This window comes from Lactobacillus sp. IBH004, from assembly GCF_026185255.2.
Lineage (GTDB): Bacteria > Bacillota > Bacilli > Lactobacillales > Lactobacillaceae > Lactobacillus > Lactobacillus melliventris.
The window spans coordinates 1,664,805-1,685,674 of the sequence record NZ_CP110217.2 but is presented as its reverse complement, the minus strand read 5'-3'; the positions used below and the strand labels follow the sequence as shown (position 1 = coordinate 1,685,674).

Annotated in this window: 18 protein-coding genes; 11 read left to right on the top strand and 7 right to left on the bottom strand. The window is 38.3% G+C overall.

Annotated elements, in window-relative coordinates:
- Positions 1-88: 88 nt before the first annotated feature.
- From LDX54_RS08370 to LDX54_RS08360, 3 genes are all read right to left on the bottom strand, one after another.
- Positions 89-2,119: a KUP/HAK/KT family potassium transporter gene (locus LDX54_RS08370; RefSeq protein WP_122026534.1), complete on the bottom strand. Its 2,031-nt coding sequence runs from the start codon at positions 2,117-2,119 to the stop codon at positions 89-91.
- 121 nt (positions 2,120-2,240) lie between these two features.
- On the bottom strand, positions 2,241-2,699 hold the full coding sequence (locus LDX54_RS08365; RefSeq protein ID WP_110446621.1) for a hypothetical protein: 459 nt from the start codon (positions 2,697-2,699) through the stop codon (positions 2,241-2,243).
- 258 nt (positions 2,700-2,957) lie between these two features.
- Positions 2,958-3,821, bottom strand: coding sequence for a hypothetical protein (locus tag LDX54_RS08360; RefSeq protein ID WP_265667449.1), 864 nt, complete (start codon positions 3,819-3,821; stop codon positions 2,958-2,960).
- Between the two features lie 216 nt (positions 3,822-4,037).
- Between LDX54_RS08360 and LDX54_RS08355 the strand changes: the two genes are divergently transcribed.
- The 10 genes from LDX54_RS08355 to LDX54_RS08310 all read left to right on the top strand — a co-directional run bounded on the left by LDX54_RS08355 (position 4,038) and on the right by LDX54_RS08310 (position 15,784).
- Complete coding sequence (locus tag LDX54_RS08355) at positions 4,038-4,256, top strand: DUF1659 domain-containing protein (RefSeq protein ID WP_265667450.1); 219 nt, start codon at positions 4,038-4,040, stop codon at positions 4,254-4,256.
- Between the two features lie 41 nt (positions 4,257-4,297).
- Positions 4,298-4,546, top strand: coding sequence for a DUF2922 domain-containing protein (locus LDX54_RS08350; protein WP_265667451.1), 249 nt, complete (start codon positions 4,298-4,300; stop codon positions 4,544-4,546).
- 531 nt (positions 4,547-5,077) lie between these two features.
- Complete coding sequence (locus LDX54_RS08345; protein WP_265667452.1) at positions 5,078-6,880, top strand: SLAP domain-containing protein; 1,803 nt, start codon at positions 5,078-5,080, stop codon at positions 6,878-6,880.
- A gap of 133 nt (positions 6,881-7,013) precedes the next feature.
- On the top strand, positions 7,014-7,856 hold the full coding sequence (locus LDX54_RS08340) for a hypothetical protein (protein WP_265667453.1): 843 nt from the start codon (positions 7,014-7,016) through the stop codon (positions 7,854-7,856).
- A gap of 235 nt (positions 7,857-8,091) precedes the next feature.
- Entirely contained in the window at positions 8,092-8,583 is a 492-nt protein-coding gene (locus LDX54_RS08335) for a sigma-70 family RNA polymerase sigma factor (RefSeq protein ID WP_110446615.1), read from the top strand.
- 121 nt (positions 8,584-8,704) lie between these two features.
- Positions 8,705-9,922, top strand: a complete 1,218-nt coding sequence (locus LDX54_RS08330) for a glucosaminidase domain-containing protein (RefSeq protein WP_265667454.1) — start codon at positions 8,705-8,707, stop codon at positions 9,920-9,922.
- Between the two features lie 47 nt (positions 9,923-9,969).
- Entirely contained in the window at positions 9,970-11,124 is a 1,155-nt protein-coding gene (locus tag LDX54_RS08325) for an SLAP domain-containing protein (protein ID WP_265667455.1), read from the top strand.
- A gap of 130 nt (positions 11,125-11,254) precedes the next feature.
- Positions 11,255-13,084 carry a cation:proton antiporter family protein gene (locus LDX54_RS08320; protein WP_265667456.1) on the top strand — a complete coding sequence of 610 codons (1,830 nt, stop codon included), beginning with the start codon at positions 11,255-11,257 and terminating at the stop codon, positions 13,082-13,084.
- A 186-nt stretch (positions 13,085-13,270) separates the two neighbouring features.
- On the top strand, positions 13,271-14,752 hold the full coding sequence (locus tag LDX54_RS08315; protein WP_265667457.1) for an SLAP domain-containing protein: 1,482 nt from the start codon (positions 13,271-13,273) through the stop codon (positions 14,750-14,752).
- 228 nt (positions 14,753-14,980) lie between these two features.
- Positions 14,981-15,784, top strand: a complete 804-nt coding sequence (locus LDX54_RS08310; RefSeq protein ID WP_265667458.1) for an SLAP domain-containing protein — start codon at positions 14,981-14,983, stop codon at positions 15,782-15,784.
- Between the two features lie 144 nt (positions 15,785-15,928).
- Here the strand turns inward: LDX54_RS08310 and LDX54_RS08305 are convergent, their stop codons facing one another.
- The 4 genes from LDX54_RS08305 to LDX54_RS08290 all read right to left on the bottom strand — a co-directional run bounded on the left by LDX54_RS08305 (position 15,929) and on the right by LDX54_RS08290 (position 19,706).
- Positions 15,929-16,894, bottom strand: coding sequence for a Gfo/Idh/MocA family oxidoreductase (locus tag LDX54_RS08305; RefSeq protein ID WP_265667459.1), 966 nt, complete (start codon positions 16,892-16,894; stop codon positions 15,929-15,931).
- 98 nt (positions 16,895-16,992) lie between these two features.
- A complete protein-coding gene (locus LDX54_RS08300) occupies positions 16,993-17,766 on the bottom strand; it encodes a hypothetical protein (RefSeq protein ID WP_265667460.1) in 774 nt (257 codons plus the stop codon).
- Between the two features lie 36 nt (positions 17,767-17,802).
- Positions 17,803-18,567, bottom strand: a complete 765-nt coding sequence (locus tag LDX54_RS08295; protein WP_265667461.1) for a hypothetical protein — start codon at positions 18,565-18,567, stop codon at positions 17,803-17,805.
- A 341-nt stretch (positions 18,568-18,908) separates the two neighbouring features.
- Complete coding sequence (locus LDX54_RS08290) at positions 18,909-19,706, bottom strand: hypothetical protein (protein WP_265667462.1); 798 nt, start codon at positions 19,704-19,706, stop codon at positions 18,909-18,911.
- A 158-nt stretch (positions 19,707-19,864) separates the two neighbouring features.
- Here LDX54_RS08290 and LDX54_RS08285 point away from each other — a divergent pair, with 158 nt between their 5' ends.
- The gene (locus LDX54_RS08285; protein WP_110446606.1) at positions 19,865-20,557 is read left to right on the top strand and encodes a 2,3-diphosphoglycerate-dependent phosphoglycerate mutase; all 693 of its coding nucleotides are present in this window, start codon (positions 19,865-19,867) and stop codon (positions 20,555-20,557) included.
- Positions 20,558-20,870 lie beyond the last annotated feature (313 nt).

Below are 20,870 nucleotides of genomic sequence, written 5' to 3'. Positions count from 1 at the left end.
CATGATTTCTTCATATCACTTATTATAAACGCTTTTTGCTTAAAATAAAGCCGCCCCGACTCTAACAAGTCGTGGACGGTTATTTATATTATTCAGTATCTTTTTTCTTTAGGTTGGAATAGTCACGTGGTGCAACCCGCTTAATGTGCAAGTTGTGTCTTGGCTTGCCTAAAATCAAAGGCACTTGCTCGACCACCGTGTCAGTGTATTCCAGGCCAAACCAGGAGGCAGGATTGGAAGACAGGTTTTGCAGCCATACCCGCGCTTTTAACATTACTTTTTCAAAGCCTTTTAGTCTGGTTAAAGGACTGACAACTTCATTAACAATTACAAATGAAAAGTCGCCGACTTTACGACCAGGGGTAGTGGTGTATTCCTGCGGTTGAGCCTCAATGGTGCCGTCTTTAATCAAGTCGTGGACAATTTGGCGCAGATAAACGTTGACACTGGTCTGTTTCTTGAAACCGAGATACAGCTGCACGTTAATGACATTTTTAGTGCCAAAAGTATTAACGGCGTATCTGGCTGTAAACGGTTCGTTGGTAATGTTAACAGTGACAAACCAGTAGGCCTGAGCGCGTTTAGGCCGTTTATCCAAGATGGAGTACATGATTTCCCGTTTAATAAACTTATTGTATTTAACTTTAGCCATGTAGACCAAGTTAGTCGCATAAGTAGGGTAATCATCATCATGACTTAGGTCCGTTAACATATCGGTGTATTCATCTAAACGTACGTAGGAATGAGCACCTTCGTGCTTGTCGCGGACTTTATTGCCGAAGTACCAAATGAACATGATAACGCCAATGAAACCGGCAATTAGGACGGTGACATAACCGCCATGCATGAATTTGGTTAGACTGGAGATTAAGAACATGCCTTCGATAAAGCCAAAGGCAAGTAAAAAGCACAGGCGCAATATTAGCGGATGGTGTTTTGAACCCAAATACTCAAACAAAAGCAGGGTAGTCATTAACATTGTGACCGTGATTGACAGACCGTAGGCTGCTTCCATGTGTTCTGAAGTCCTGAAGAAAATGACGATTGCAATAGTAGCAACGCAAATCATTTTGTTAACGGAAGGAATATAAATTTGTCCATGCTTAGTAGTAGGATAATTAATATTCATTCGTGGTAAGAATTTCAGACCACTTGCTTCGGATACCAGTGTAAATGAACCGGTGATTAAAGCCTGGGAGGCGATAATGGCGGCAACTGTAGCTAAAATAATAGCGAATAGGCGCAAATCAGTCGGTACAGCCTCAAAGAAAGGATTGAGCTCACCGCCATTAGTTTGGTAGTGCGGGTTCTGCAGTATCCATACCCCTTGTCCCAAGTAATTAAGTGACAGACAAAGAAAGACATATGGCCATGATCCGCGAATGTTACCTTTGCCAACATGACCAACATCAGAATACAGCGCCTCGGCCCCAGTGGTAGCCAGGAAGATTGAACCCAAAATGAAAATGCCGGCTTTATTAGATGGACTGAAAAGGACTTTAATTGCCCAAACCGGATTCAGTGCTTCCAGAATTGACCAGTCGTTAGCCATATTATAGATACCGATCAAACCTAAAAAGGTAAACCAGACAAACATAATCGGGCCAAAGGCTTTACCAATACTGCTGGTGCCCAGCATTTGAATTGAAAACAGTACCAGCAGAATGGCGATCGTAATAATGATGACGGCATTCTGATTAGGAACGGGAACGTGGGAACCAAAGTGCATGTTCTTTAGTCCCTCGATTGAAGTTGTGACGGTCACGGCCGGCGTCAATGTTCCATCGGCTAATAACGCTGCCCCGCCAATCAATGCTGGCATCACCAGCCACTTGGCTCTTTTGCGTACTAAAGCGTATAAAGCAAAAATACCACCTTCACCACGGTTAGTGGCCTTAAGCGCAATCATAACGTACTTAACGGTAGTTAGCAGCGTGACTGTCCAGAAAATCAGCGAGATTGAACCCAAGATTAGTTCCCGATCAACGTTGGCAATACCACCATTACCCGTAACGATTGACTTCATTACATAGAGCGGACTAGTGCCGATATCACCGTAAACGATACCGATGGTAATTAACAAACCGGCAGCTGAGATCCGCTTCTTCTTTTTATCCATAGTAAATATGTACTCCCATAGACAAGATTGAACTATTCATTTTTAAGTAAAAAAGAATGTCAATGTGGCATTCTCATTCAAGTATCTATTTTGTTCTTTTTTTTGCTTTAGTACAAGTAAATTATGATAAAGAAGCTGAAATTTTATTGCGACGGTCTTCGTACCAGTTATCCCAATCCTTGTATGATGTCATTTTTTCTGCTTCAACACCATCTTTAGCCGCAATTTCATCAATTATATTTTGGAAATTTTGGGCATGATATTGTAATACATGCTTAACTAATTCTTTGCGGGTAAAGTGAATGTTGTTAAGAAGATAGTGATTAATATCCACCATGTTGGAATTAGTATCGTATAAGTTCATGATTTCTAAGTCGCGCTGATTAAATTGTGCGATGTAGAAATCAGCGAAGACTATAAGGTAGTCTGGCTGCTGCGCGAATTCTTTCTGCGGCATGGTAGCCCACTCAGCCTCAGGCATGACAACCTTAAGTTCCTTTTCTTTTCTAGCTTTTTCCTTATCCTTTTCTTGTTGTTTTTCGTTATCTTTCTCTTTGGTATTATTTTCTTTATCAGTCAAAGCAGACACTCCTTTAATAAAAATAGGAAACGTGAAAGTCAATAGTCATTTTACAGAGTTTAGACTATAAAAGCAACTATTGGAGCAATTTACCCTTTACATAATAGTAGTTTTTCTCAATTTTAATAAAATTATAGCATTTTTACCCACTCACAAAAAACTGCTGAATAGTTAAAACTTTGACAAGAAAAATCGTCTTAAATTGCAGCTTAGCAGTTCAAGGCGATTTTGCTTAATTTAGAGATCTAAAAAGAATGATTATGGTCTGAGATAATCTTGGATGTCTTTTTTGGTAATCTTGCCTGGCTTAGTTCTGCCAGATTTTCTGTAAAGATCAATTAAGTCTTGTGGACTCCAGGAAGTAGCGTCATAACCAAACTTAGCTACACGCTTACGCAATTGCGCAATCTGCTTCTTAGAAACAGTCTTGCCGTTTACTTTATGGTTGCCCATTGCTCCTTCACCGGTCTTACCAGCATTGCCTGTGTCTGGTCCTTTACCGGAAATAGCTTTGTAGCTTTGAGCTGCGTTACCGTTTGTGCCATCTTTAGCAGCCTTTTGGTTATTCTTCAGTCCCTTTTCTGCTTCTTTCTTATATTGGCTGTAGTATTGCCCGTCGATATATGGCAGGTCTAGAACTTTTTGATACTCGTCAGCGGCTTTAAGGTATTGTTTATTCAGTTCGGCTTGGGATGCAGCAAGAAAGATAGGCCGAATTTCGTGCTCGTAATTATCCTGCACATCTTTAATGGTGGTTTTGAGACTTTTACCTTGTTTTACTAAAACGGAGTAGCCATTTTTGCTTTGAATTACGTCTGCAGTTTTGCTTAAGGCATCATCATATTTACCTTTTTTAGTAGCCTTAATTGCAGAAGTCATATTGTCCGATTGGTTTTTATAAGCTTTAGCCTGGTCAGTCTTCTTAATTCTGAAAGCTTTGGCAAATGCGGAGCTTGCTTCTGAGTAGTCTTTGTCAGCAACTGCATTTTTACCGGTAGTCATTGCACTGTTATAGGAAGCATTAACTTTATCACTGTTAGATTTTTGGGTGGCATAAAAAACGCCACCACCAATAGCGATAATTACTACTGCCACAATTGTACCAATTGTCGTTTTTTTCATAATAGGAATTTATCCTCCTTACTCATACTTAGTTTAATTATAGATGGTTTAAGTAGATTTGACTACTTAATGGTGTTTTTTCACTTGTTTTAGCTAAAAAATCACACTTAAAAAAGTTACATTTTGCAGTGCCAATTCGTTAGTAATAGTGTAAGACATCTGGCGCGCGGGTTGATTACAGCATTAAGATAATTTAAAAAAGGGAAGAAAGATACTATGAATTTTGCATTATTAGATCAAGCAGTCCAATACACATTTTTAAACTCCAAGTATGGCAAACAAGGTGCTAAAACACGTAATTTGAAGAATGTTAAACGGGGCGTTGCAGCAGACAGTTTAGCTAAAGTCGGAAACGCATTGGCTGAGCTGCAAGGCGATGAACTGGGAGCGGCAACCTTAATTCAAAAGCAGGGCATTTCATTAGCAAGAGATTAAAACCAGTCAGTCAATAATTAAGTGGGATAGGAGTATATAATATGGAAACTAAAACCAAGACTTTACAACTAGTATTTTTAAATGGTGCAGGTAAAAAGGTTAACTTATCCTTGGCTAACGCTGCGGTCAACTTAACTGGCGCGGAAGTTAAAACGGCAATGACTACAATAGCAAATGCTGATGCATTTGAACAAGAAGGGGTGAGTCTATATCAAACTCCTCAATCTGCTGCATACGTTGAACGAACTGTTACTAGTTTGTTTGATAATACTGCGGATCAGTCTCTGTAATTTGCAGATACTGAAACTGATTAGCAAACTGATTGCTAAAGTCAGACGGATTTTAAAACGAGAGTAGATATTAATAAAGGAAAGGGTTGCACTCAGATTGTTAAGTGCAGCCTTTTTTACTTTATAAAAAGTTTTTTGTTATTATTTTGTAAAATTTACCGGTAAATAAAAAAATATTTTTGACTAAAATTAGCCAGAAAACCTGCAAAGCATTGCTGCACAACGTTTTTATAGAAATAGGAACTTTACATATCTATTTTACAGCTGTAAGCGTTTGTTACAAAAGTGTGTAAAATAATTGGATGCCTTGCAATTTAAGCAAAAGGTTAGTACAATATGAAATGTGGTAAGTAATAGCTATGCTTCAGGTTCGATAGCCTGTACGCATGCGCGTTCTTCAGCTTGAAGGCTACCTCATAAGAGTTATAAACTTATGATTTCGGCTCGAAGGGTGTTGTAACAATGTAGGCTCATAACGACTGAACCTATAGTCTATTACTATTTTGTATATACACAAGGAGGAAAGACCACATGAAGAAAAATTTAAGAATTGTTAGTGCTGCTGCTGCTGCTTTATTAGCTGTTGCTCCAGTTGCTGCAGGTACTGTATCAACTGTATCAGCTGATGTAAGCACACGTGCTGCTGATCCAAGTTATTACACCCTTAGTGCAGGACTTGATGTTTTTGGCGCTGAAGGTATTAACGGTGGTGAAGCCGCTTCATTTATAACTTTTGGCTTACATTTTAATGGTGGAAATGCAAATGTTCCAAATGCAAAAGTTGTAACTCGTGGAGATACTTTCATTTACCAAAAAGATGATGTTACTTTTGCTGATGGTGTTGCAACTATTAAGAGTGGTGCAAAGCCTGTATCAACCTTGGAAAAGGGTACTGATTATGTTGCAGCAAATAGATATGCTAAGATTACTGGCTTAAACCCTGGTCAAACATATAATTTAAATGTAAATGGTGGTACAAGACAAATTGTTGCTACTAATCCTGGAGGTGAAAGTGACGAATTTGTATTGGCTCAATCATTTAAGACATCTTACCAGGCCATGGTAGGTGCACCATATGTTTACACTAAGAGTGATAATAGACGTGCAGCTGCTGGTTCAGTTGGCCTTGTTAAAGGTTTCTATAGTGTAGATGCTGTTGTAAATGCAATTAATGCAAAATATGGTGTTGGTGTAGATTCAATTAGTTCAAGCAATACTGCAAATAGTGCTGGAATTATTAGTGGTAGATTTACACAACTAGCTCAAGATGTTAGAGATGGTCTTGTTAAAGCAATTACTATCAACTCAGATGGTACTTTTGCAAAGCCTTCCGCACCTATTACATTCCCTGTAAATATTGCAGCAGGTAGAAATACAAGTACCTTTAATGTAACAGTTTATCCAGATGCTGTTGATGCAGACTTCTCATTCCCAAGAATCAAATTTGCTGGTGAATCAGCTAACACACCTGCACACTTTGGTACAGGCGATGTTGTTAACGTTAACGGTGAAGGATTTAATTACGTTGCCCTTAATGGTACAGTAAACGAGCCTTTGATCACTAGTCGCTTCTCAGCTACTATGAGTGAAAATAACAATACTGCTATTCCTGTTAAGGTTGATACAACTAAGGTTAATACAACTGTTGCTGGCGTTTACCCTGTAACTGTAAGTGCTACTAATGCTGAAGGTAAGACTAGTTCTGTATTGTTCTACATAACTGTTGGCGATCCAAGTGCTACTTACACTACTGTTCAAGCTGACATTGATAACGTACCAGTTTATGACATCAGTGGTAATGTAGTAACCGATACTAAGACAACTGTTAAGAACGGTGACAAGATTGCTACTTACGGTACTGTAACTGTAAATGGTAAATCATACACTCGTATTAACTCAGCTAACTCAACTAAGTTTGTAGAAACTAAGTATGTTGATGGTTCAATTAAACCAGTTGCTGCTACACCTAAGAAGATTATGCACAATTCATACATCTACGACAAGGACCACAAGCGTGTTGGTACTAAGACACTTGCTGCTTACAGCACTGTAAATGTTTACGGTGACCCAACTAAGCTTGCAGATGGCAGCCTTGTTTACAAGATTGGTGACAACCAATACGTAATGGCTGACAACATTGACGGTACTGCTCGTGTATTGTCACACAACGCTTATGTTTACAAGACCTCTAAGAAGCGTGCTGACAGACGTGTATTGAAGAAGGGATCAACTGTTGTTACCTTTGGTTCACCTTACACATTCAAGAATGGTAAGGCTTACTACCGTATCGGCGGTCCTGCTAAGCAATACGTTAAAGTTGCTAACTTTAAGTAATTAATTCTTAATTAATTACACGAAAACGGAAATGTAATACATTTCCGTTTTTTTGTTGCCTTTTTAAGCTATGCAAGCGATAACAATACTGGTATAATAGCTTTTATCAATTTTAAAATTAGGAGAAGCTTAAATGATAAAAGAAAATGATACCATTTGCAACTTACCCCCAAGTAAAGACTACCCCATTTGGTCAGAAAGGTTATTGCGCCAGCGCATAGCAGAAGATAAGAAGATTTTAGACTATCTGGTGTTTGATGAAGAATACTGTGTTAGTGCCAGTACCATTGCCTTGTACCAGTTTCAAAATCAGCCGCTGTGGGGCAAGTTCAAAAGCGCCATTTTTGACAGTAAGTGCGGCATAGTCTTAAGTGGTCGTAGTACAAAGTCTCACTTGACTTCATTTGCGCAAAAGTGCCTGTTTGCCGGACTTGAGTTTCAGTGCGAGTTTGCCCGTCAAATTGGTTTAGCAGGACACAACGTCATAGCTACTGGCAGACTGGCTTATTTTTCCACTCGCAGCTACAACACCAGTAATCTTGACTGGGTTGCGCTTCATCAAATGGCCGACTATCAACCCTTGCAGAACCACATGTTTGTCTTTGAAACTGTCAGTATTAGTGACAACAAATACCTTTTTGCTTACCGCAACTGTAGTCGCCATTTAACAGAAAAGATCGGTAACAGCTTATTCTTTAACCATGCCCTCTATGTGCTCAACAGCAATCATTTAGAGCAGAATTTAGGCTGGCGGGTTAGGAAATTTCATGGCAAATCCCTGATTGATCAACCGGCTAATTTTCATCCGCATCAATCTCTGGCCAATTTAAGTCTCAAAAGCATTATGACGGAAGTTCTGGATAAAAAGCATCTACGCTACGGTAACTACTTGGCAGATTTTTATGAATTGCCCCAAATGACCGAGGCACATAAGAAGGCCTACTATTCCAGCAAGAGACCCGACAGCTTATATTAGCTTGCTACACGAATTAAGTAATTAATTCGTGTATTTTTTTAACTCTTTTTTCACCCAGAAATTGCGCGTTATTAGGCTATCTGCAACTAGGATTAGGGAAATTTTTACTTTTATTAAAAAAGTCAGTGATAGTATAATAAACGCCTCATTTTATGTTTTTGCTATTTTAATAAACCTTGTTAATCTATAGGAGCACAAGCGCTTGTGACAAAATGACATAAAGGAAACGTCACAAATGAAGATTAACCAACAAGCATTTTTAACAGCATGGAATAACCAAAAATTAGTTAGAGGCGCTTTAAAAGCCGCCCACGTCAGAGTGGACTATACTAATTATGAAGACCTTTTTCAAGAAGGTATTTTAATATACGCGGAAATGTTAACTAAATTAGCAGATAAGAAGCGATCTGAAGTAGATCGGCTGAGTTTTCGTAAGATTATCTGGCACACTATTGATCTGTTGCGCAAAAAGCAGCGTCAATCAGAAGAAGAAATTGCCTTTGATTCGCTCACAGAAGCTACATTAATGACTAACTGGAATAATCAGCTGGTTCTTAAGGGTGAACTTGTTCGTATGAACGAGATAGAAAGACTGGTATTTATTAATCACTTAATTGGTGGTCAAACTATCAGTGCCTTGGCTCAAGAAGCCCATGTGAGCCGAGTTCAGCTGCAGAGAAGCAAGCATAATTTGTTAATTCACTTACGTGAAATTTTAGAAAAATAATTACTATTTGTAATATAAAAACGATCTATATTACTTTTTGACTACAATTCAAGTGCAGCTATTGTTTATAGTCAAATTGCCCGATACAATAAAGGTGTCGGTTAAGGAGGAAATATTATTTATGAAGAAAAGACTAATCACTGGTTTTGCGACAGCTGTCCTCGCCTCAGCGGTGGTAATGCCGGTTACCAACAACTTAATTGCCAATTCTCCAGTAAGTGCTGAGAAAGTATCTGCAGCTACTGCGGCTGAAACTACGTTTTTAAATACTATGTCTAAACAGGCACAGAAGGTATCAAAGAAATACGGCTTATATCCTTCAGTGATGATTGCCCAGGCAATCGTAGAATCTAATTGGGGCAAGTCGGGTTTGGCAGTTAATGCCAATAACTTATTTGGTATGAAAGCTAATGACGACTGGCCCGGAGCAACATATTCGTCTAAGACTCGTGAAGAAGATAAGAACGGCAAGAGCTATTACGTAACTGCTAAGTTTAGAAAATACGACTCCTGTCAGGATTCATTTGATGATAACGGCAAGAAGCTCCGCTTAGGTGTAACTTGGCAGCCTAATCGCTATCAAGGAGCATGGTTGGAAAACGCCGCTTCTTATACAGATGCCACTCAGGCGCTAACTGGTACGTATGCGACTGACAGCAAGTACAACACGACCTTGAATGCCAGAATTGCTAACTACAATTTGACGCAATATGACCCTACGGTCTCAAACACCAGCAAGTCTTATGTCGTCAAGAAAGCGGGCGCTACTTATGCTTGGCCCACTGATCACTCGGTTTCAGCTAAGACTGATTCCGTTGCTAAGGGCGATGCCGTTACCGTTACGAAGACCATTACCTATTATAATGGTAAAAAGCGCATGTATATCTCCGGCAAGGGCTGGGTTAATGATACGCTCTTAGACTTGGGCAGCGCACTTCCTCCTGCTTCGCAAGCCCCTAAGGGTGAAAAAAAGGTCAACAAGACTTTAATGCACAACTCTTATGTCTATAATTCTGAGGGTAAACGTGTTAAAAAGCTCAAGGCCATCAAGGTGCCTAACACTGGTAAAGTAATTGCGACTTATGGTACTAAAACTATTAATGGGAAAAAATATTACCGTATTGGCGAAAACCAGTATATTGCCAGTGGCAATATTGATGGCACAGTGAGACCTTTAAAAAAGAACGCTTATGTTTATAACGATTACGGCAATCGTGACAATCAGCTGGTGATGAAGAAGGGGCAGTCAGTCGCAACCTTTGGCAGTGCAATTAATATTTACGGTCATAAGTATTATAGAATTGGTATTCACCAATATATTAAGAAAGGCAATTTCTAGACCAAGGTCAAACGGTAAAAAGCAGAAAATAAGGAATGAAAATTTAGATGAAGATAAAGAAACTAATAACTACTATTGCTATCGGAGTAGGTTTAGTTGCACCTATTTTTAATGTTAATCACACACAGGTAGTTGAAGCTGCCTCAATTAATTCAATCGCAAAACAAAACAGCTATGTCGGCGAAACATTTTTGTATCAAATGTTGCAGACACAGAATATTAAGTATAACAAATTTTATGCTAAAGGCAATAAAATCAAGTATCGAAAAGGAACACCTGAGGGTATTGTCATCCATGAGACTGCTACCCCTGGAGCTTCCGCCTATAACGAAGCTATTTACTTCAACCGTGAATGGATGAATATGTATTCCTACGTTCATGCTTTTGTCGACAGTAAGCAAGTTATTCAAATGATGACGCCCAACTACGGCGTTTGGGGTGCGGGCGCAATTGCCAACAACCGCTTTATTCAAATTGAACTGTGCCGGGAAAATACGCGCAATAAATTTGCTAAAAGCGTCAATAATGATGCTATCTATGCCGCAAAACTATTGCACCGCTATGACATCACGCCCGTGAATGCTTCAAATACGGGCACGGGAACTATTTGGTCGCACCACGCTGTATCGCGCTTTTTAGGTGGTACCAATCATACCGATCCGGATGGCTACTTCCAAAAATGGGGCTATTCGATGAATGACTTTTTCTCCTTGCTCAAATATTATTATGACTTGCAGGCGGCTGAAACTTCTAATACCACAGTGCCAGATAATAACGTTGGCACAAATGATCCGGTGGTTTCTGATTCTAACACTGATTCTGACCCCGTCTCTCAGGCACCAACTGGCAACAAGACTTTAATGCACGATGCCTATACTTATGATGCCCAGGGCAATCGTACTACTGCTGCATTGAAAACTGCAGGTACAGTGGTGACTGTAGCGCAAGAGAAAGTCATTAACGGTAAAAAGTACTTACAAATTGGTGAAAATGAATACGTTGTTGCCAGCAACATTGTTGGTACTAAGCGAGTTTTAACTCATAATGCTTATGTTTATGATACTACCGGAATTCGCTGTGATAATGCAAAACTCTTACGTGGTACTTCTGTGCGCACTTATGGCGGTCGCATCAATATTGGTGGCAAAATGTACTATCCAATTGATACCAACCGCTTTGTCAAAGCAGCTAATTTTAAATAGCAAATAAAGAAACAGGTTATGATATGGCCCCCAAGTTTGGGGGTCATTTTGTTATTTCTTACCCGTATTATTTTCTTCATTTGACAATTTCTTGTATAATCGACTAAGAATAAATGAGGGGGCATTCCTTGTGGCACAGTTGTCTTTATTCTTAGTTGTTTTGTTTGCGCTGGTAGTGCCTATATTAATGGCACGTTTGCGGGTTAATGCAGTTCCGACTGCAGTTGCAGAAATTATTATTGGTATTGTGTTAGGTGCAAGTGGCTTCAATCTCGTCCGACCGACCCATGACCTGTCTTTTCTGTCAAATTTAGGCGTGATTTTGTTGCTATTTTTGTCAGGAATGGAAATTAACTTTGACTTGTTAAAGCCAGGGCAAAAAGCCAAAAGAAAAAAGGGTCAGATTGCCCCTTTTAAAGTGGCACTCAACGCCTTTTTAGGTGTGACAATTTTGTCTATTTGCTTAGCATTATTGTTAAAAGTGTTGGGTTTATTTGGGGACGTCATGTTGGCAACCATCATTTTTATGACTGTTGCTTTGGGCGTGGTGATTGCTACCTTAAAGGAAAAGGATATTTTAAACAGACCCATCGGACAGACAATTTTACTAACTGCGGTTTTAGGGGAAGTAATTCCCTTAATGCTCTTAACGGTTTATGCAGCCATTAATGGCGGTAACACTAAGCAGTTGTGGCTGATTATCCTGCTCTTTGGCGTTGCTATTTTATTATTGTGGCGCTTTAAGCAGCCCTACTTGTGGTTTGTAAAAGTGACAAAATCAACCACTCAGTTAGATGTTCGTTTAGCTTTCTTTCTAATATTTGCTTTGGTTACGGTAGCAGAGAGAGTAGGAGTAGAAAACATCCTGGGGGCGTTTTTAGCCGGCATTGTCATGAAGTTGCTGGAACCCAGTCAGGAAACAGCGGACAAGTTAACCTCAATCGGCTATGGTTTCTTTATTCCTATTTTCTTTATCATGACGGGAGTAAAACTTAATTTAAGGTCACTTTTGGCCCACCCAAAATCACTGATCTTATTACCAATATTAATCTTGTTTCTGTTCTTGGCTAAAGCACCTGTTGCCCTGGTTTACGCGCAAAAATTCGGCAGCAGAAATGGTATTGCCGGGGGCTTTTTAACTGCAACTACCATTACTATAGTCCTTCCGACTTTAGCAGTAGCACGTAAGTTAAACGTTATTACGCGGCTGCAGTCAGATGTTTTTATCCTGGCTGCTGTGATCGTCTGCATTCTGTGCCCAATTTTATTTAACGCCATTTTTGAATTGAAAGCAGAAGATCGCATTAAGGAAAAAGTCGTGATTTTGGGCACTAATGCCTTGACTGTCCCCGTAATGCTCGACCTGCATGATAACTGGTATTCGGTTAAGATGTATACTACCAGTAACGAACACTATCATATTTATAAAAGCCGCGTGCCACAGTTAAAATTATTATCCCAATTGGATAGTGCGAGCTTGGCACAATCTGGTGCTTTTACTGGTAATATTTTCGTTGCGGCCATGAGGTCTGACGATACTAATTTGCGGCTGGGGCAGCTGGCACAAGAGCAGGGTGACTTCAAGCGCATTATTATTTGTCAAAAGCGTGCTGATATTGCCAGGGTCAAGGACTTGCGCAAGAATGGTATGGAAGTCTTTGACTTGAGTAATATTACTTCCGCACTTTTACGGGCACTAATCGAATCGCCTGCTCTCTACAGTGTCTTGAGTGATACTAAAAATGCTGTTTACTCTGTTGTTGTCCGTAATACGCAGTACTCGGGTCGCCAACTGATGGACTGGGACGTGGCTCATGACATCACCGTCAGCCGTATTCGTCGGGGGCAAGAGTGGCTGGTGCCACACGGTCATACTGTCATTGAATTAGGTGATGAACTGATTTTCACCGCAAAATATCAGGCGGCCGATCGTATGCGCCAGATTATCGGCAAAAAATAATTACTAATTAGACTGACTAACAAAGGACTGATTTTGACAATCAGTCCTTTTTAATTGCGAATTTTTCTCAGTTAGAAAATAATACAAAAATTAAGAAGTGACTGTCAGCATTTTTTAATTCTCAGTTAAAATATACTTTTGTATAGTTATAATAATTTCCATTTTTAAATATTGAAAGGTTTAGATATGAGTAAAAATAATCTTTGCAAAAAAGTGATCGTTTCTTTGACCACTGTGACTTTACTGACAGGGTTTTTAAAGCAAGCGCCGCCGAGTGTCTTAAATGCCATGCCGGAAAAAGTAAGTGCAGCTAAGAAAAGTAGTCGAACTAGAAGAATAAAAAGGGTGGGAGCCAATTCCGCTGTCTATGTCCGTAAGGGCAAAAAGCTGGTTAAATCCAAGAAAATCATCAAGGCGGGTCAAAAAGTACGTATTTATGGCCAAAAAACTGTTAAGGGCAAACTGTTTTATCGCATTGGTAAAAATAAATTTGTTAAAGCCGTTAACATTCAAGGTAAAATTTATCAAGTAACCAAAGATACGGTACTTTATACTCGAAATGGCAAAAAAGTAAAAGCAATTCACAAAGGACAAAAAATCAGGATTTTTGGCGCATCAAAAGTAATTAAGGGCAAGAAATGCTACGCCACTAGCCACGGTTACATCAGGAAGGGTGTGTTAGCCAAGATAAATTCAACGGTGAAATCAACTGAGCAGGTGATTAAAACTCTGTCGCCTGCAGTAAATATTACTAACGAATTGGCAAAAAGTATTGATTATAATAAGACGCAAAATGCCAATACTTTGGTATTTAATGGTTACGGCTTGAATAATATGCCAAGCAATAATTTTACTCCTAATGTGAATAAGACTACTCAGGGTGAAATTAAGAATAACCATATTAATAGTGCATCAAATGCAAATGGGGCAGAGAACTCTGATAAGTCTGAAGTTTCTAATGATAGCAATACTGCACAAAATTCACATAATGCGGATAATCTTGCAGATGCACACGGTGCTAATGTAATTCCGGAAGAAACGGAAACTAATGATAAAAATACCTCTGAATCTAAAACACCAGAAGATAAGGTGAATCCCGATCAGCCGAATAGCTCTGATGATGCAGCTCAGGATACAGCCTCCGCTAATTTACCAGATCCTATTGCCGTTAATGAGAATGTTTCAGATTCTCACACAAATGAATTTTCACCTAGTAAATTTAGGCAAGTCTTTTTAAGAGAACTTAATCAGGAGCGGATTAGTCGGGGTTTAAGCAAATTAACAGCAGACCCTACTTATGACAAGATTGTTCAAGAACGTGCACAAGATTTGATCAAGAATTTTGGACTTTATGATAAATCTGGAACGTCTATTTTACAAAAGGCTTTTCAAAAAAAGGGCATTGATTATCCCATATTGGGAGAATGTATTGCTAGTTTTTCGTGGGAGTGGACTATTAATCGCACTACAAACATGCTAGAACTTGCACTTGATGGTGGATCAACTGAAGAGGTTGCCAGCAGCATTCTTTATGAATATCTTAACAATAATATAACTAGAGATGGGAAATATCGAGACATATTGCTTGATCCGGCTGCCAGAACAATTGGTTTAGGAGCAGCCTTTGAGAAAACCACCGTTTATTCGGCTGTGGTTGTGATGCCATAACAATATAACAGTAATATTTCAGTTACTGGCAAAGCAAATTATTTATAGTAACAGTGTTATCATTTTTAGTCAGACTTATAAATAAAGTTAAAGAATTAACTTATTAATATTTATATTCTTTTTTCATAGTGCTAAAATATAAGCCATGTAACTCAATAGGAGTTATAGCGTTCTTAATTTTTAACTAAGTACGTCAAAATGTTGTCAATGGAAAAAGGAAGGCTCAATATGAGTAAAAATAGTTTTTATAGAAAAATGATAGTTTCTGTAGCTGGTGCAACATTGTTAGCAGTTGGCGTAAATCAATTGCCTGTCAATGCTTTAGGTAGTACTCCAACTGAAGTTAGTGCTGCTAAAAAAGCTAATAAAACTAAAAAAGTTGGTGCAAATTCTGCTGTTTACAAGCAAAAAGGCAAGAAGTTAGTTAAGACTAAGGTAACAGTTAAGGTTGGCCAAAAGGTTAGTGTTCTTGGTAAAAAGACTGTTAAAGGCAAGGTTTACTATAAGATTGGCAAAAACCAATATATTAAAGCCGTTAATGTTGATGGTAAAACTGTTCAAGTAGTTAAAAACACAGTTTTGGTAACCAGAAGCGGTAAGGCTTTAAAGAAGAGTAAAGTTCGTAAAGGCCAAAAAGTTACCGTTTATGGTGGTACTGTTAAAATTAAGGGTAAGAAATATTACTCAACTTCAGCTGGATACATTAAAGTAAGTGCTTTAGCTAAAGAAGAGACAAACGTTACGCCAATTAGCTCAACTGGTTCAACCGGTTCAACCGGCTCGACTGGTTCTAAAGGTTCAACCGGCTCGACTAGTTCTAACGGTTCAACCGGCTCGACAGGTTCTAACGGCTCCACTGGCTCAACTAGTTCCAACGGTTCAACCGGCTCAACTAGTTCTAATGGCTCAACTGGCTCCAACGGCTCAGCTGGCTCAACTAGTTCTAACGGTTCAACTGGTTCAACTAGTTCCAACGGCTCAGCTGGTTCAACTGGTTCTAGCAGTTCATCAGCTAATACTCCTTCAAAGTAAATAATATTTAATATTACTAGCAAAAGAGACCTAAACGGTATCCCTGATAAATACTAAAATGTCTTACCGGACTTTTAGGCCTCTTTTTATATTCAAAAACGCAGTTCTTCTAAAAATTAGAGGTAACTGCGCTTTTAATTTTATTTATTTGATCGACTCTTTTGCTTGAGCTAGAACAGCCATCACAGCTACGCTATGATCATACAATTTGTCAGCTGCGGCAGTATCGTGATTGTCAATAATTTTAACAAAGTCTGTAAATTCACTCGCCATACGATGATCAAATTGATTAAAGTTGAATTCACTGTTTTCACCATTTCTTCGTTCAATGGTAAAGTTTTTGATTACACCTGTTGACCCATCAAAATAGATAGTGCCTTTTTCACCCTCAATAAAGGATCTTGGCGTAGTATAGCTGTCCTTTGAAGCAATCAAAACAGCTTGCTTATCTGGGTAAACTAAGTTAAGTATACCGGAAGTATCAATATGCTGTTGGATCACTGGGTAATATTGCACCTTTTCCGGTTTGCCAAAAAGGCCAACGGCTAAATGAATGTTGTAAATATTTAAATCCATTAAGGTGCCACCGTCTTTTGCCGGATCAAAAACGGGAGCAATCTTACCCTGCAAGAAATCATCATAGCGGCTGGAGTATTGCGTATAGTTCAAAGAGATGATATGAATAGGCGCTATTTTGGTTAATTTTCGTTTGATTTCCTTATAATTTGGCAAATGAATATTGGTGATAGCCTCGACAATAATTACGTTATGATCATCAGCTATTTTTTTAAGTTCTTGAGCTTGAGCAACGGTTTCAACATAGGGCTTTTCACAAATAACATTTTTGCCAGCCAAAACGGCTTTTTTAACAACGTCATAATGCAAAAAGTTAGGTACGGCGACGTAAACGGTGTCTACGTTGTCGTCATTGCACAACTGATCGTTATCCGCAAAGACCTCTTTAATACCGTACTGCTTAGCTAAATCTTCAGCGATATGGCGACTGCGCTTAGTCGTAGAGATTGCTGCTAGTTCCAAATTTTCAATTTTAGCAGCAGTGGTTAAAAAGTCATGGACAATTTTGCCACTGCCAATAATACCTAATTTCATTTTGGACCTCCAATTTACTGGTGAAAATATTTAAAAGAGTTAACACCCTTATTTTATCTCATCGAATAGATCTGGAGAACCCTATCATTTTAGATTATTTAGTTGTAGCTGGGGTCTGGGGTCGCATTTTTGACTTCGTCAGGAAGAGCTAAAGAATCAGAGCCACCAAAGCCAAACATTTTAAGTTTGAAAGATGCTGGTGTCTTTTTATCATAATTCATCTTAAAGTAAACAGCATAGTCTGTTACTTCTTCGTCTTTCAGAGTGAAAGTAACGTAGCATTTGCTGAGTTTAACGTGTTTTTTGAAAGACTTGGTGTCTACCTTATAATCTTTAAAAATCTGGTTTAACATTTTGGCTGCTTTAGTCATGCTGACGCTACTTTTGAGAGTATAAACGCCTTTTTTATGACTAAGACGGGCATTCTTGTTGAAATCATGTTTAACACTCTTGGTAAATTTCTTAATTGTGCTTTCATATTTTTGCATGTCCGGCTGTGCAGTTTCACTGTCTTCAAGAGGTATATATTGCCATTTACCATCTACTTTGGTGTAAAGGCGGTTGGAAGTCAGATCAACCCATTGTTCTACTTTACCTTTGTTTTTACCAGCTCTGACAGTAGTAATAGATTGCACTAGTTGAGGCTTGGTAGTGAAGGTGCCATGGGCATCAAAACCCAGTTTTTGCTTACCACTTTTAATCTTAGTGGTGAAAACGTATTGGCCACTGGTTGGTTCCGCCTTTTTATTGTTAACAATCGCAACAGCCTGCTTTTTATTTAACGCTGCGTCAACTGTTTTGGCGTGAGTCAAACCACCACCAACAAGGGCGGCAGATAATAATACAGTAGAAATTAGTTTTTTAAATTTCATGATTAAATACCTCTTAATTATTAAAAACACTTTATATTATTTTAACGGGTTAGCCGGTGCGTTTTTAACCTCATCGGGTAATTGTAAGTCGTTAAAGTCACCAAAATTACTCTTACTTTGCTTTACTCGAACATGTATAGTTTTGGCGAAACTTGCTTTAAGGCTAACATAGGTACTTACAACTTTTTGATCCTTAATGGTGTAAACAAACTTGCAATTGCTAAATTTAAAACTCTTTAGTAAGGATTTTGTATTTGCTTGACCTAGCATCCCTAGAGTACTTCGTAATAATTTCTTACCGCTAACTTTACCTTTAACCGTGTAAGTTTCATTATTATTGGTGATTTTGGCATTCTTGCCCATTTCCTGATAAATACCCTTATTATATTTCTTAAGCGCTTTACTATTTTTTAGTTTATTTAGTTCTGTAATCAAAAAGTCTGGTAAGGTATCGTACTGCCATTGGCCTTTTTGCTTAGAATAAAGGCGCTTGCTGTCTAAATCTACCCATTGCTCAGTAGTCTCAGTTTTCTTTCCGGTTTTTGTTGTGCTGATGATGTGAAATAACCCCTTTTGACTATTAAAAACGGATTGTTCTGTGGTAGTTGTAGTCTTTTTCCTATATTTGGTCGTTGTTGTTTGTTCCATTTGCAAACTAGTGGGATTTTGTTCATCCTTTGCAATAACTGCAATTGCCTGCTTTTTGCTTAAGGCTGCTTCTACTGACTGGGCATGAAATAGCCCACCACCAACAAGGGCGGCAGATAATAATACAGTAGAAATTAGTTTTTTAAATTTCATTGGTAATATCTCCTTTTTTAAGATAACTATATTTTATATCTAAAAAAGCTTTTGTATACCTTTTTTAGTTAAATTTTTATTAAAATTATATATATTAGTCTGCCCAACAGGTCTTGACCAAATAAAAGTCTGAATAATCCTGTTGCCATTGGTGGTAGAGCTTGATTTTTAGATAATCCGGTCATAAAAATAGTCCCGCAAGTTGCTTAATTTGCAGGATTCATTTCATTATTCGGCATTTTTTCTAAATTAAAAGGACTAGCTTCTGCTTAGTAGCGGAAGTAAGTCCTTAACTAGAACCCCATAAACTTTGCTGGTTTTAGGGTTCACATTAATAATAGTTATTTCTTCTTTTTATTTGTTTCAGGTAATGGCTTGGCGTTAAGTGCATTATTAGGAATCTTTAAAAAGTCCCTGCTGCCAATGTTGCCGTAACTTTGACCAGCACTGAAGCGCATTAATTTGTTTACTTTAATTTTAACTAAGTATTGAAACGTATAAAGCTTCTTATTTTTAACCACAAGTTTTGCGGTCATACCTTGAATTTTTCCTATTTTGGCTATTTTACGGTAAATAGTTTGTTGCTTTGAGCTTTGATTATTAGTGATAAAAATGGGATCAAGCGCCTTCTTTATGGTCTTTTGATCTTTAACTGTTGCGTCTAGCGTATATGTTTGCCCCTTACGTGTCATTTTATAAGCTTCTGTAAGAGCCGCTGGCGGATCCATTAACATGGGGTTGTTGACTATGGAGTCCAATAAATCAACGTATGAATGACCAGTTAATTTGTTAAAGTCGCTCTTGTACCAATTGCTTTCACCATTAATATAGATATGATTGGAATTATCAACCCACTCTTGTGCAGACTGGGTTTTGCCTTTAGCCTGTGTTTGGGAATTAAGTTGAAAAACGGTGGGATTGCCTCCAAATAGGGCAGTCGTAGCAACAACTTGGTTCGAAGTATCAGTACCCAAAGTGATAACCTGCTTTGCCTGCCCACTCTTAAAAGATTTCTGTGAACATTTGATTACTTGGCTTTTAGTTAAAATTGGTTCGCTTTGCTTTTTTGGCTTCGAGCAACCACCAGCAATTAAAGCTGCCATTAAGCTTAGGCCCAGCATTAGTTTTTTAATTTTCATAACTAGTTAGATAATCTCTTTTCTTATAATCATTATTATTTCTATTGTATCTTAAAACTTGAATTTAAAAAACGATTTTTAACCCTAAAACCTATGAAAACAAAATGTAAATGTGTAAAATAGTAAGTGAAACATTTAATTTGCAAAGGAGATATTTCATGTCAAAATTAGTTTTGATTCGTCACGGACAAAGTGAATGGAACCTTGAAAATAAATTTACTGGTTGGATTGATGTAGATTTATCAGAAAAAGGCGTTGAAGAAGCCAAGAATGCAGGTAAGTTAATTAAGGAACACGGCTTGAAATTTGATCAAGCTTATACTTCAGTTTTAACTCGTGCCATTAAGACTTTGCACTATGCCTTGGAAGAAAGCGACCAACTTTGGGTTCCCGAAACTAAGACCTGGAGATTAAACGAGCGTCACTACGGTGGTTTGCAAGGCTTAAACAAGAAGGCTACTGCTGACAAGTACGGTGATGAACAAGTCCACATTTGGCGTCGTTCATACGATGTTTTACCACCAAAGATTGAGGATGACTCTAAATACAGTCAAGTTCACGATCGTCGTTACGCTGATCTTGACCCACACATTATTCCTCGGACTGAGAACTTAAAGGTTTGCTTAAAGAGAGTTATGCCATTCTGGGAAGATCACATTGCACCAGACCTATTGGCTGGTAAGAATGTCATTATTGCCGCTCACGGTAATTCACTTCGTGCTTTGACTAAATACATCGAAAACATTTCTGACGCTGATATTATGAACTTGGAAATGAAGACCGGTGAACCTGTAGTTTACACCTTTGATGACAAGTTGAATGTCACTAACAAAGAGAAGTTAGACGACTAATTTTAAGTTAAAAAATAAAATTCCTAACCTTCGTGGTTAGGAATTTTTTGTAGCTGCAGTTTATTTGTCAATTTTGACAGAAGCGTCAAGTTGTCGACCAGATTGTTCAGCATATTCTTTTAATTTTGGTTTGATTTTTTTCAATAAAGTCTACTCTCCTTTTTATCACTTATACTCCGCAACATATTGTACTTTAATATATTTAAAACACTATATGTTGAAAAGGCTATTGCTTTTAGGCTTTAGCATGATTATCAATCCGGTTCCTTTTTCCAGCACAAAAAAGCAAAAAAATAGATCAAGTCTTTTCCAA